This window comes from Bacteroidota bacterium, assembly GCA_030017895.1.
Classification (GTDB): Bacteria; Bacteroidota; Ignavibacteria; order UBA10030; family BY39; genus JASEGV01.
The window spans coordinates 1-14,239 of sequence record JASEGV010000072.1 but is presented as its reverse complement, the minus strand read 5'-3'; the positions used below and the strand labels follow the sequence as shown (position 1 = coordinate 14,239).

Annotated in this window: 8 protein-coding genes; 7 read left to right on the top strand and 1 reads right to left on the bottom strand. The window is 40.6% G+C overall.

Annotated elements, in window-relative coordinates; translation table 11 throughout:
* Nucleotides 1-97 precede the first annotated feature (97 nt).
* Both QME58_11860 and QME58_11855 read left to right on the top strand, forming a co-directional pair.
* Complete coding sequence (locus tag QME58_11860) at nt 98-1,333, top strand: hypothetical protein (protein MDI6804519.1); 1,236 nt, start codon at nt 98-100, stop codon at nt 1,331-1,333.
* 27 nt (nt 1,334-1,360) lie between these two features.
* Complete coding sequence (locus QME58_11855) at nt 1,361-3,214, top strand: FlgD immunoglobulin-like domain containing protein (protein ID MDI6804518.1); 1,854 nt, start codon at nt 1,361-1,363, stop codon at nt 3,212-3,214.
* Between the two features lie 55 nt (nt 3,215-3,269).
* Here the strand turns inward: QME58_11855 and ugpC are convergent, their stop codons facing one another.
* The gene (gene ugpC / locus QME58_11850) at nt 3,270-4,367 is read right to left on the bottom strand and encodes a sn-glycerol-3-phosphate ABC transporter ATP-binding protein UgpC (GenBank protein ID MDI6804517.1); all 1,098 of its coding nucleotides are present in this window, start codon (nt 4,365-4,367) and stop codon (nt 3,270-3,272) included.
* Nucleotides 4,368-4,468: 101 nt separating this feature from the next.
* On the opposite strand from ugpC, the gene QME58_11845 reads away from it, so the two are divergent.
* From QME58_11845 to QME58_11825, 5 genes are all read left to right on the top strand, one after another.
* Nucleotides 4,469-5,146, top strand: a complete 678-nt coding sequence (locus QME58_11845; GenBank protein MDI6804516.1) for a site-2 protease family protein — start codon at nt 4,469-4,471, stop codon at nt 5,144-5,146.
* A gap of 18 nt (nt 5,147-5,164) precedes the next feature.
* On the top strand, nt 5,165-6,166 hold the full coding sequence (locus QME58_11840) for an aspartate-semialdehyde dehydrogenase (protein MDI6804515.1): 1,002 nt from the start codon (nt 5,165-5,167) through the stop codon (nt 6,164-6,166).
* 2 nt (nt 6,167-6,168) lie between these two features.
* Entirely contained in the window at nt 6,169-8,004 is a 1,836-nt protein-coding gene (locus tag QME58_11835) for a bifunctional homocysteine S-methyltransferase/methylenetetrahydrofolate reductase (GenBank protein MDI6804514.1), read from the top strand.
* Between the two features lie 286 nt (nt 8,005-8,290).
* Nucleotides 8,291-10,126: a T9SS type A sorting domain-containing protein gene (locus QME58_11830; GenBank protein ID MDI6804513.1), complete on the top strand. Its 1,836-nt coding sequence runs from the start codon at nt 8,291-8,293 to the stop codon at nt 10,124-10,126.
* A gap of 302 nt (nt 10,127-10,428) precedes the next feature.
* Nucleotides 10,429-14,166, top strand: a complete 3,738-nt coding sequence (locus tag QME58_11825) for a right-handed parallel beta-helix repeat-containing protein (GenBank protein MDI6804512.1) — start codon at nt 10,429-10,431, stop codon at nt 14,164-14,166.
* Nucleotides 14,167-14,239 lie beyond the last annotated feature (73 nt).

Below are 14,239 nucleotides of genomic sequence, written 5' to 3'. Positions count from 1 at the left end.
CTTGCATGCTCAAGGAGATATAAAATGACCCACTCGAGTACGCGAAGACCCTAAATATTTAAAAAACATATAAACTATTTAAAAGGAGAAATTTGTCATGAAAACTTTTTCAATTATTTTTATTAGTCTATTTTTAATTATTTCATTTGTAGAAGCCCAAGTTCCGCAATTGGTTAATTACCAAGGTAAGTTGGATTCCGCGGGAGTACCACTAAGCGGTACAAGAAATCTAACGTTTAAAATTTATGATGTACTAACTGGAGGGACAGCGATATGGACGGAAACTCAAACCGGCGCTACTATAACGAACGGTGTTTTTAACGTGATATTAGGAAGCATCTCAGCTTTCTCCACCGCTACTTCCCCATTATTTGTAGGAACAGGGGATCGGTATATTGGAATTACTGTTGGAAGCGGAACTGAGATGACTCCCAGGTTACGGATAACGAGTGTTGCATTTTCTCTTCGTGCTGATCAGGCTGATGGTGTAGCAGATAATGCAGTTACCTCGGTAAAAATTTTAGACGGTACGGTTGCAGCTGCTGATTTAGCTACTAATTCAGTTACTACTGTTAAAATAGCAGATAATGCAGTTACCTCAGTAAAAATTTTAGATGGAACAATTGCGGCTGCCGACTTAGCTTCGAATTCAGTTACTACTGTGAAAATAGCTGATAACGCAGTTACCTCGGCAAAAATTGTTGACGGAACGGTTACAACAGCCGACCTCGCTGATAATTCCGTTAGCTCTGTAAAAATTGTGGATGGTACAATTGCGGCTGCCGACCTAGCATCAAATTCAGTAACCACTGTGAAAATAGCTGATAACAATGTAACAGCGGCTAAAATTTTAGATGAGCCAGGTGTCGCGCGCGGTGCCAATACAGGATCCGTTGTCATTGCTAATAGTGGAGTTACAAACATTACAAGTGCTTCAATAACAGTTCCAGGGCCTGGTTATATAGTTGCATTGGGCCATGCTTTCGGTCAGATAGGCGGTACTTCAATCGGTAATATACTAGTGGGTATTGAAACTGCAAACACCACAACCCCAACCCAATATATAGCATTTGGGGCAAACGATCAGACTTTCGCATCATCAGTTGTTTGGTGGGGATCAATCTCACATGAAAAAACATTTAACATAACTGCAGCAGGATCCTATACATACTATTTAAATGCATTTAGGGGTTGGGTAGGTGGTAGCGCCTCAGTCTGGTATTCAAAACTGATTTTGATGTACTTCCCAACATCCTATGGGACGGTAACAAAAATGTCTGGGACTTCGAATGAGAATGCAGATCAATCGCCAGCGAGTGGTTCTGGTAAATAAATATAGAAAATCAAAAGAGGCCAAACAATGAATATTAAAAAGTTTCTTTTAATTATACTATCGCTTTGTTATGGGGCAGAGGCACAAATTCAATTATCCACATCGACACAAAGTAACGCTGGCGGTCTTTCTTCGAGTGGAGCTTTTACGCTAACCTCTACGCTCGGTCAACCATCTCCTGTCGGTATCGGCGTAAGCGGACAAATAAATTCTTCCAGCGGCTACATTTATACAGCCACATTGGATGCAACGGCACCAATTGTTTCGTTAGATTCCATTTCTCCTCCGGTAGCTGCTCAGCAAGTTACAGTTTCATTCAATGTAACCGATTTATCCGGCGTGGCAAGTGCAACATTGTTTTATCGGCGGGGCGGCGATCAGACATTTACTCCACTCACTTTAACGAAGACAGGCAATATCTATAACGGTGTTATTCCGGCAAGTTCTATTACATCGCGCGGGTTAGAATTTTATGTTACCGCCGCAGATGTTTATAATAACATTGCACGTTTTCCAGTAACCGATATTTATTCTGCACAGGTTGCTGTTTTAAATGGAGTTGCAAAACCAACCGCCCAACCCGCCGGCAGCGAACAAAACGCATATCGGCTAATTTCCCTGCCAATCAGCGCTACGAATAAAACCCCCAGCGCAGTATTGGAAGATGATTTAGGCGCTTACAATAATACCAAGTGGAGGTTCTTCGAATTGAAAGGCGGAAAATTACCGTATGTTGAGTATGGAAATACATCGCAAATGCTTCCGGGTAAATCGTTCTGGCTGATTGTAAAGGACGCAGGAAAAATTATTAATACCGGCGAGGGTACATCTAACTTTACTCACGTTAGATATTCTATTCCGTTAGATACAGGGTGGACGTTGATCGGCAACCCGTTTAACTTCGATGTGCCGTTTAGCAATCTCACTCGGAAGAGCGGCAGTGTTTTAGATGCACGTTCTTACAACGGAAACTGGACAAGTCATAGTGGTGCAATAATTCCTTTTGAGGGATATGCTGTTTCAAATTTGTCGGGTTCGATAGATACGCTTTTTGTCAACCCTAAAGTAGGAATTGTACCACCAAAACAAACTGCTGAAAAATCAGAAGATGTTATCTGGAAAATAAAAATTTTAGCAGAATGCAGAGGCGCCAAAGATGACGATAATGAAATAGTCATATCTCCATCGGCAATGGTTGATTATGATGAATTAGATAAACCCGAGCCACCTGTTATCGGCGAATTTGTCTCTGTCTATTTCCCCCGTGCAAACTGGGGAAAGATATTAGATAAGTTCTGCGTTGATGCCCGCCCTAATCCCGTAGATGGTGCCGATTGGGAATTCGAAGTTCTCAGTAATATTGAAGATAAAATTGACTTGAAATTTGATGGATTGGAAAACATACCACTTGAAACCGAAGTTGTTCTGATAGATAAGCTGATAAAATCAACTCAATATTTGAGACAATCGGATAAATACTCTTTCACGAATCTATCCAAATCTAATCCACGGAAAATGAACATATTAGTCGGAAGTCAATCCTTTATCCAAAACAAACTAACTGAAATCGGGGCGGTACCTCATGAATTCGAGCTATCCCAAAATTTCCCCAACCCATTTAATCCAACTACTGTTATTCGTTACGGATTGCCAAATGCTTCTCATGTTACTATAAAAATTTATGATTTACTCGGGCAAGAAATTAAAACGCTTGCTGATGAAACTCAGGAAAGCGGCTATCGTTCGGTTGAATGGAATGGAAAAAATAGTTTAGGAATTGAAGCGGCAAGTGGTTTATATTTCTACAGAATTGAAGCGGCTGATATACAAAATCCAGGTAAGAAATTTGTGCAAGTTAAAAGAATGCTGTTGATGAAATAAATTTATGACAGTTAGGGTTTTGGAAAACGAGCCGGTCAAAGTAACGACCGGCTTTTTATATTGCTTTTTCAGAAACTTTATCGAAGAAATGTAATTTAGTGGTATCTATATAAAGGGAGTAGTTTTCGTTTACTTTTAACCGGTTATCGGGAGGAACGCGAGCTACTAACTTTTCGCTTTCTCCCAGTGCGAAATAAACAAACATTTCGTTGCCGACCGTTTCTATAACTTCGATGAATCCGGTTATCGTTTCATAAGTTGTCGAATTAGCGTGTGTGTGAATGTGCTCGGGCCTTATACCTAACACAATTTCTTTATTAGTATAAGCGGCTAATTTATTTTTGAATTCATTGAGTAAATTACACTTCAAAGCTTTGTTCAGCGAGGTGTACATCAGTTGACCATCGGAATGAATTGTCCCTTCGACAAAATTCATCGTCGGACTTCCAATAAACGAAGCAACAAATTTATTTACGGGATTATTGTAGATGTTTAGCGGTGTATCAACTTGGTGTATGTAGCCGTCCTTCATTACAACAATCCTATCGCCCATCGACATAGCTTCAACTTGGTCGTGTGTTACATAAATCATTGTAGTTTCGATTTGGTGATGCAACCGTGAAATTTCGGTTCGCATTTGAACACGCAGGTTTGCATCGAGATTGCTGAGCGGCTCATCGAATAAAAATACTTTCGGCTGGCGAACAATTGCTCGTCCCAAAGCAACCCGCTGCCGCTGTCCGCCCGATAATGCTTTCGGTTTGCGTTCTAACAACTGGCTGATGCCAAGTATATCGGCAGCTTTTTGCACACGTTTTTTTATCTCGGCTTTATCATACTTTCGTAATTTCAAGCCGAAAGCTAAATTTTCAAACACGTTCATGTGCGGGTAGAGAGCGTAATTTTGAAATACCATAGCAATGTCCCTATCTTTCGGAGGGATGTCGTTCACGACTTTTTCGTCAATTGAAATCGTGCCGCTTGTAATTTCTTCGAGTCCAGCAATCATTCTCAATGTTGTCGATTTGCCGCATCCCGAAGGACCAACTAACACGATAAACTCCTTATCCGGAATTTCCAGATTAACATCGTGAACAACTGTTACGTTTGGTTCGAATGTTTTCCGGACATTTTCTAATTTTACTGAGCCCATATTTTTCTCACTATTATTCTTGCAGAATATAATTATTTTTCTTTTAACTTAAAAACACTTATCTTTTTACTGAATTTATCAAATACTCATAAACTTAGAAGATGGAAAAAATTATCGAACATTTATATATACTCCCGATCCTGTTGTTTTCTGTTATCGTCCACGAAATTTCACACGGTTATATGGCTTTGCGTTTAGGCGATCCGACCGCAAAAATGATGGGGCGTTTAACCTTCAATCCTATTCCTCATATTGATCCAATCGGATCAGTCCTTGTTCCTCTGTTCTCTTTATTTATGGCTGGGCAGATTTTTATTGCATGGGCAAAACCGGTTCCTGTGAACCCAATGAATTTTTCGAATTTCAAACGCGACGATATACTTGTTTCGGTAGTCGGTCCCTTATCGAATATTGCCCTGGCTTTTGTGTGCGCCGTTGCTTTCATATTGGCTCGCACACTCACTCCATTAATTGAACAAACAGGTGTCGAAGTGCTAATCGAAATGTGGGGGTTCTTAACAAAAATGTTTATAGGTGGTGTGTATCTGAACGTCATACTTGCCGTGTTTAATATGTTGCCGATTCCGCCTTTAGATGGTTCGCACGTTGTTGCCTCGTTTTTGCCGGACAATATCAGCGAACAATATCGTAACATCGGTTTCTTTGGAATATTCATCATAATATTATTGTTGCGTGTGGATGCTTTTAGATCAATCTTCTTTGGCATCATCGAAACTATCGTATTTCCCTTTTTATTGTTAATAAATATTTTCACATAAAAATTTTAGAGGCAAACATTGAAACTTTTTGACATCGCAATTGTGGGCTCCACTGGTTTGGTTGGAAGAAAAATTTTAAAAGTTCTCGAACGGCGTAATTTTCCCGTCGGCAAATTAAATCTTCTTGCTACCGAAAAATCGATAGGCACGCAAATAGACTTTAAAGGAAAAACTTATTTTGTCGAAAAGTTAACTGCCGATGTATTGTCGGGTTTCGATTTTGTGTTTTTTAGTGCCGGCGGTACCGTCAGCAAAGAATTCGCTCCCATCGCGGCTCAAAAAGGAGCGCTTGTTATTGATAACAGCAGCACGTTTCGTATGGAAGATTGGGTTCCGCTTGTTGTTCCTGAAGTAAATCCGCATAAAGTGTTAAAACATAAAGGCATCATTGCCAATCCCAACTGCTCGACAATTCAAATGGTGGTTGCCTTAAAACCGCTGCACGATAAATGGAAAATAAAAAGAATAGTCGTATCAACGTATCAGTCCGTAACGGGCGCCGGTCAGTATGCTGTTGACCAGCTCGAAGATGAGTTGCAAAAAGTTCCGATGGTAAAGAGAAAATTCCCTCATCAAATTGCGTATAATTGTTTTCCACACATAGATATTTTTTATGAAGATGGTTATACACGCGAAGAATTAAAGATGGTGAATGAAACCCGTAAAATTATGGAAGAGCCGACTTTGAAAATTACGGCAACCTGTGTGCGTATTCCGTCAATCGGAGGACACGGCGAAGCAATCAATATTGAATTTGAAAAACCGTTTGAACTTGAAGAAGTTAAAAAAATTTTAAGCAGCGCACCGGGAGTTGTGCTGCAGGACGATCCGATGCAAAATATTTATCCAATGCCAATTTGGTCGCATAATCGCGATGAAGTATTCGTCGGACGGCTACGAAGGGACGAAACAATTAAGAGCGGTTTGAATATGTGGGTTGTTTCCGATAATCTGCGTAAAGGTGCCGCAACTAATGCCGTGCAGATTGCCGAGGAGTACATTTTAAGAAAATCAGTTTAGGTATGAAAATACCATTTAGAGACCGGTTAAAATTGGGACCGATTCTGTGCGACGGTGCAATGGGAACGCTGCTCGATTTATACGAGTACGACGAACTTCCGCACGAAATTCAAAACATTAAAAACCCGGACATCGTTGAACGGCTTCATCGCGAATATATTGAAGCCGGTTCAGAGATAATCGAGACGAATACATTTTCAGCAAACCGCTTTCGTTTGGTGGATTATCATTTAGAAGACAAAATCAGAGAGATAAATTTAGCGGGAGTTGAAATTGCCCGCCGCGCTGCCGGCGATAATATTTATGTTGCTGGTGCAGTTGGTCCAACAGGAAAATTAATGGAACCAATCGGAAAAGTAAAACGGCAGCACGTACGCGATGCTTTCAAAGAACAGGTTGAGTATTTGCTTGAAGGGGGTATCGACCTGATAATGCTCGAAACTTTTGTAAGCACTCAGGAACTCGATGAAGCAATCGAAGCTGTGAAATCACTTACAAATATTCCACTTATTGCACAAAAAGCTTTCGCCGAGGACGGCTCAATACTCGCAGGTAATTATCCAATCGAAGTTATCGAGCACATCATTGAAAAAGGTGTAGATATAGTTGGGGCGAATTGTACTGTCGGACCGCAGCGGATGTTTGGGATTATCCGCAACCTTCATAAAGAGGGAATCTATCTTGTTGCTCAACCTGCTGCAGGAATTCCAACACTGCAGGACGGGCGTTCGATTTATCACACATCTCCTGAATATTTAGCAACTTATGCGCGCGAGCTTGTTCAAAGCGGAGTTACAATAATTGGCGCTTGCTGCGGCTCAACACCCGCTCATATCCGGGCAATCAGAGATGCTATTAAAGATGTTCAAATTAAAAGAGGTGATATTAAATCTTCGGCTAAAGTAGAATTATCACTCGAACCTGAAAAAGAATTGCAATATGATGCAGATAAATTTCGTAAATCGAAATTTGCACGGAACATCGGCAAAAAAGTTTTAACTACTGTTGAACTCGATATTCCCCGCGGCGTCGATATGCGGAAAGTAATCGAGGGGGCGCAAAAATGTTACGAACTTGGAGTTGATGCAGTAAATATCACCGACGGCGCCCGTGCCCGGCTAAGGATGACCCCTGTAGCAATTTCGCAACTGATAAAGCAAAAGGTTGGCATTGAAACAATCACACACTTCACGGCACGCGACAAAAATTTATTGGCTCTACAAGCCGACTTGTTAGGTTCGCACGCTCTAGGCATTAAAAATTTGCTTTGCATAACAGGCGACCCGGCAAACATCGGCGATTATCCACAAGCCCGATCCGTATTCGATGTTGATTCAATAGGATTAATAAGAGCGGTTAGTTCTATGAACCGCGGTGTCGATTTGTTAGGCCATACAATCGGCGAGCCGACTTCTTTTTTGATTGCATGTGCTGCCAATCCGTTAGCTGCCGATATGGATTTAGAGATTGAGCGGCTTGAGAAGAAAGCCGAAGCCGGCGCTGAGTTAATTTTTACTCAGCCCTTATACGAATTGAAAACTCTTGAAGATTTTGTAAAACGGATTGAACACTTGCATCTACCTTTAATGGTTGGTGTGCTGCCTTTACGAAGTTACAAGCATACCGATTTTTTGCATAACGAAGTCCCGGGAATGATAATACCCGAAAAAGTCAGAGAAAAAATCCGGAATGCCGGAAGCGATGCCTCAAAAGTTGGCATTGAGTTATCGAAAGAATTTATCAAAGAAGCAAAACAGATTGTTCAAGGAATTTACATGATGCCGCCTTTCGGGAAGTACGATGTTGTAAGGGAGTTGATGGAAGAAGTAAATCGCTAGGATAGATTTTCAGTCTGTCCAGCTTAGTATAGAATGACAGTAACACTATTTACATTTAAACAACCGCGCCATACTGAGAAACTGGCAATTTCAATACCCCCGCCTCAAAAAAACTGTTTTTTAGGTTTTTATAGGTAAACCACCTCATAATTAAATTTTTCTAATAGTGTAAAAATAAGTTGCGTTAAGGCTTTTATTTTACTAAATTACTCGTTGTAAGCTCAATGAATCCTAATTAGTTTTGATGCGAAGTTGAGACGAGATAAATAATTAACAAGGAGTTATTATGAAAACATTAATATTAATTTTTACAATTGCCTTTTCAATTACTCATCTTTGTTCGCAGGTTCAAACCCAAACCCACCCGAACGTCAGAGACGGGCGAGCAGTCGGACATGCACTCTTCGATGAGGATGATTATGTACCGCCGCATCCCGATTCACTGAGCGAGTTGATAGAGGGAGTGGATATACAATTATACAACGGCGGCGAGGCGTATGTTATTAAGGATAAGAATATTTATTTGCCTGATGCGATAGAGTTAGCTAAAGGTATCAGCGATATATATGGTAGTGGTTATAATGCAGTTCCCAAAGTATTTGATACGGGCATCAAGCCCGACAAAGCGAGCTTACCGCCGCTTGCCAAGACAGCCGACACATCGCTGTGTAACCAGATAATATGGAGCGAGCCGGTGCTGCTGTTTGAGAATGGGTGGTGGCCCAATTTGGCTGTAGTTGGTGATACGGTATACGGTGTTACTGGACAAGAAGGTGCACCGCCTAACTTGAGATTACAATATTTTTGTCGCTCGACAGATGGGGGATTAACATTTGATATTAAGAAAAATATAATAGAGGATTCTATTGGAACAGTTCAGGGAGCTGGTTGGACCCGGATTGTTGCACATAAGAATAAAGTATTTCTAATTTTTTATCATATGGATACCTTATCCACAGGGGGAGTCAGGCCTTATACGGGTTTCATGATAAGTACTAATGGAGGAGAAACATTTACAACACGCCGAAAATTTGTTGAATATGAATCTGCCCCTTTAGACATGGCAAGCTCTGGTGATACAATAGCAGTTTTAATTGGGGATGCCCGATGGACAAAAGGTACACCAGTACCGAAGTATATTTACATCTCGACAAATTTTGGTGAGACCTGGAAATTTCGCGGTTATGCAGGCGGTCGTCGGGTGTACGAACCGCGCATAGCTCTTGCAGGCGGATGGCTTCAACAGGTTAACCAATGGGGTACACGAAACACGAATATCGAAGCAGTCCACTACCGCTCAAAAATAAAACGCCGGAACTGGTCGAGAAGAATGCTCCTTTCAACAAACGACTTGCAAGCATCCATTCAGCCCGATATTGTAGCCGAGCCAAACGGCTTTGTAGGTGTAATCTGGAACGACGGAAAATACGGTTCTAATTTTGGCTGGGACGGAACAACGATATTCAGACGTTCGCTCGATTTTGGTAAAACATTTGAGCCGGAAGTAAGATTGACCGATGCACCCGAAGCAAGCTGGGGTATAATGAAACCGAAGTCAATTGCATCAAAAGTACCGGTTATTAGCACGGTGTGGTGTGTAACGTTTGAAAACGGTGGTAGAGCGAATGCTTTAAAGTTATCATTAGATAACGGTTTAACATGGACTCCAACATATTATTGTAATATACGCGGACTTTCGCCTAACACGGCTATAGGAAATGGAAAAGTATATTGGGCAATGTACGATGTATATATAGGGTCATACTTTGTTTACGGCATATTACCGTCTAACCTTAAAACAGAAACAACGCAAAACTTAAATGAGCAGAACGAAGAGTATGAAAAAGAAATTAAAATCAGTAATTACCCAAATCCATTCAATCCGAATACAACTATTATATACGAAATAATAAAATCAGGATATGTTACATTAGAAGTCTATGATGTTCTTGGCAGGCAGGTAAATGTGCTGATTGATAATGAGTATAAAGAAGAAGGAGAATATGATGTAGAATTCGACGGAACAAATATACCGTCGAGAGTCTATTACTACCGGCTGAATGTCGTAAATGAAGAATTTATCAGTACAACGGCATCGGGTAAAATGCTCCTGATGAAGTAAAAAGAGATGGAGTAATGGAATGATGGATTAATGGAGTAATTGTTAAGTAAATAAGAACAAATTGAAAGGGAAAGATCAAAAACAGAAATTAAAACTTGTGTGGAGTTACACCCCGCCGATGTGGCGGGTAAACTACCAAAGTTCTCTGTTGTACAGGAGAACATGTAACACAAAAAAGGCATAGGCGATGACGAATAACCGAAAGCAAAACTCATCGCCTCTTACACGATGCAAGCTCTAAATCAGCTTGCATTGGTAATTTAACAAAAAAATTATCAACAAAAATGAAAGGTAAAATCGTTATGAAAACGAAATTAAACATATTACAATTGTCATTCGTAATGTTTGTCGTATTAATAATTAATGTGATGAATGTAAGCGGACAGTCGTGGCAAAACTTAGGCGGGCCGCCTGTTGCCAAGGATGTTCGCGATGTTAGCGCCGGTTATAAAAACGGCACGTTTACAATTTATGCTGCGGATGCAATTAAGCTATCCAAATCCGTTGACCAAGGTACAAACTGGTCTTTTATTAATGCAATGGACTCACCGCTTCTTGTGGCATGCAGGCCAGATAGTAGCAATACTGTGCTTGTAGCAAAAGGAAGAGATGTGTGGCTAAGCACAAATGGTGGTGGTGAATTTATTGTTGAACCACGTATAACAAATGTTGCCCCTCTTCGCCTCCTCTATTCCCGCTCCAGCGGCGACACAGTAGCTTGGGTTGGGACGAAGTATAAACCGAATGAATCGAGCCTGAGAAGGTCATTAGATGGTGGTATAGAATTCAGGGGTATTCAATATTTCGCAGGTACAGGGACGAATCCTAAAACCAATGTGGAGGATGTCTGGACAGTACCGCAGAAACCTGAGACTGTTTGGGTAGCAGGGGCACAACCTAAAGATATTACAACAAAACAAGGTGGGGCAAGCGGTTTGTGGAGAAGTATAAACCGTGGGGTAAGCTGGTCGGATACTAATTTTACAATGTTTTTTAATAATAGAACACAGAGATGGGAAAAAATAATTTCAGGCGATGTTACTGCCATAACCACAAATCAAATTGGGGACCAAATTTATGTTGGAGTATCTACTGGTAAGAATAACGGAAAAATTACCCGTTATAATTTTCAAAATAGGACATTTGATGTTTTAAAAAATCTTTCAAAACCAATAAAACGACTTCGTGCGACAAGCTCAAAGATTTTTGCTGCATCCGAAGATGGTTTGTATGTTGGCTCTATCGGTGTCAGTCCTGAAAAAGTAGCACAGATAGAAGGTGAAGTATTATCAATAGATATTGATCCCATGAATGAAAACAAGATTTTAGTAGGAACAAACGAGTATGTTTACGTAAGCACTGATGGCGGAACAAGCTGGTCTAATAAGAATCCCAAAACAACAATTGCAACATTAAACACAAAAGCAGTTGCGGTAAGCGGGAATGTAATTCTTGCAATTGCAGAAAGGATTAAGAATAAACAGGATGTTATCTACCGAAAAAATGGAAGCGGTTGGTCGGCTGTGAATATGGCATTTGCAAAAGATAAATTTACTGTAGGTAAGACAAGCCAAGGTTTTTACTTGCATAATGGCAATACTTTTTTTTGTTTTGGTAGAATTGAAGATAAAAAAGATAGCGTATTTATAGCGCGGTCGGTTGATACAGGAAAGACATGGACTCGTTCTCAGATTAATGCAGGAACGAGCGGTGCTATAATAAATGGAATAGTCCGCTGGCAAAATAAACTATATGCCTTTGGAAAGAAAGCATCAATGGGCAGCACGAGTACAAATATTTTTAGCAGTAGCGATGCTGGACTTACCTGGCATCCTGTTGCAAAGATTGGGTTGGGAACAACATTTCCTGAGGTTTTTTCAATTCAAGTTAAAGATAACAATGTTGCATTTGCAGGTACAGAAAAAGGCCTTTATGTTACACAAAACGGAGGTGGCAATTGGGATTTTCGTCTAAGTGCAACAGAAGGTCAGAAGAAAATTTTAAGTCTGCTATTTTCTGAACCTTATGTTTACAGTGCAACTCCGCAAGGATATTTTAGATATGATTTCAATAGCTTGGCATCAGTTCTACAAAGAAAAGGGAGTTACAAACAGGTAATGGTTAATAATAATGATTTGTATGTGCTGAGGGACCGCTCCGGTTCAACAAAACCGGATACGATTTTTAGAGTAACCACCGGAGCAAACTGGACGTGGGACACAGTAGCAATTAACAGGTCTGCTTACGATATAAGAAGATTCACAATAGCAAACGACAGCATATATCAGGCAACTGATAATGGTGTATTTGCCCGAAGGGTATCAGGACAAATGACTGCATCATCAAATCCACTGCCGGTAGTTCCTGGTTCAAACCCGAATAATATAGTCTGGCAGAGCGGTTCAAATGTTGTAATAAGCGGAACGCCAACAATTCCACCGGGTAGTACACTCACAATCGAGCCGGGCGTTAATGTAGTTATGACACCGGGTTCACAACTCCGTGTACAAGGTGAATTAAATATTCAGGGGAATGTAAACAGCAAAGTTCGTTTTACATCCGAGAATCCATTACAGCGCTGGGGCGGAATAATATTGGGCAAGGATGCAAGGGCTGATATCGAATATGCCGATATAAACGGTGCGGTTGCCGGTATAATGGGATCAAAAGCAGAATTAAATATCAATAATTCTGATGTAAAAAATTGTCTTTTGGGGATAACAATGTACGGCAAACAGGATGAGCCGTCTTTGATAAAGGACTGCCGTATAGAAAATAATGTTTGGGGAATTGCTTCGCTCGGCGGAAACGATGCAGTAGTTAAAAACAGCCGAATAGCCAAAGGACAGAAAGGAGTTTTGGTAGATGCGAGCAGTCCGAAGATATTCGGGACAACAATAGAGGATAATGAGCAGGTCGGGGCTGTAATATACGGCGGCGGTTATCCCCGTTTTGGAGATATCGCTCTTGACAAACCCGGCTTAAATATTATTCAGGGGAACGAGCTTACACAGCTTCTCGCAGTGGGGGGATATGCATTTTTAGGTTACTTAAACGGCGATTGTGCATCGCAGCTTGGCGGGGATAATTTAATTCCAAGAACCGATCCCGATATTCCCCTTGCCGTTGTAGTTGAAAAATCCGACCTTACGGCAATGAAGACCGACTGGGGTTTTGCTACCTTTAATCCAGATGACTTTTTAGCCGATGCGTCGTCAAAGATTGTGTTTGAATGTATGACACAAGAGCCGACGAATGATGCAGAGAAAAAGCTATGGGAAGCACTCGAATCGCGAGGCAGTGGATTGTTAAATGCTTCAGTCGATAATTACAAATATATAATAAATAACTACGGTACTACTGATGAAGCCGTAAAAGGCTTGGTCGAACTTTACCAGACGGCAAAGGATATTGCTCAGGAAGAACAAGGGTCAATTATTACCGGAGGTCTCAATCCATATTTAGAATCTCTCATTGCCGGAAGTGAAAGCGCAGAAATTGTCAAAACTGCCTCGATGATTTTAGCTCAGGAATATGCTGCAAACGATATGTATGATGAGGCAATTCAAAAATATAATCAGGTGCTGCAGATGGATATCGACAGCGACACAAAAATATCAATATTACTATCTAAAATACTTCTTGAAGCACTGGAATTAGAATCGGAATGCGAAGCCGAAGAGACACTATGGCAGCTGAAGAATGAGTTTTCAGACGATGAACGGATACAGATAGCTGAGATAATGTTGGAGTTAACTAAAGGAGATTATACCGAATTAAGTCTGGGAAAATCCTCATCCTATCGCGCTGCGATGAGAAAGTTTCCGGAGAAGAACTCAACTAATACTGACGGGAAACCGGTAGAATACAAATTAAACCAAAATTACCCGAATCCGTTCAATCCAAGTACACTCATAAAATACCAACTTCCACAAGCCAATAAAGTAGAGATAAAAATTTACAATATATTCGGGCAGGAAATCAAGCGGCAAGCGGAATTTATTTTTACAGATTGTCTGCTGGTGCGTTTACATCTGTAAAGAAGATGATTTTAATGAGGTAATATCTTGTATGTCGAAATGCCATTTCGACTTACATAGACATTATAGATGT

Excerpts from the sequence above, each read along its gene's own strand:
- ugpC (MDI6804517.1), bottom strand. The coding sequence starts at position 4,367 with ATGGGCTCAGTAAAATTAGAAAATGTCCGGAAAACATTCGAACCAAAC.
- QME58_11825 (MDI6804512.1), top strand. The coding sequence starts at position 10,429 with ATGAAAACGAAATTAAACATATTACAATTGTCATTCGTAATGTTTGTC.
- QME58_11855 (MDI6804518.1), top strand. The coding sequence starts at position 1,361 with ATGAATATTAAAAAGTTTCTTTTAATTATACTATCGCTTTGTTATGGG.
- QME58_11830 (MDI6804513.1), top strand. The coding sequence starts at position 8,291 with ATGAAAACATTAATATTAATTTTTACAATTGCCTTTTCAATTACTCAT.
- QME58_11860 (MDI6804519.1), top strand. The coding sequence starts at position 98 with ATGAAAACTTTTTCAATTATTTTTATTAGTCTATTTTTAATTATTTCA.
- QME58_11835 (MDI6804514.1), top strand. The coding sequence starts at position 6,169 with ATGAAAATACCATTTAGAGACCGGTTAAAATTGGGACCGATTCTGTGC.
- QME58_11845 (MDI6804516.1), top strand. The coding sequence starts at position 4,469 with ATGGAAAAAATTATCGAACATTTATATATACTCCCGATCCTGTTGTTT.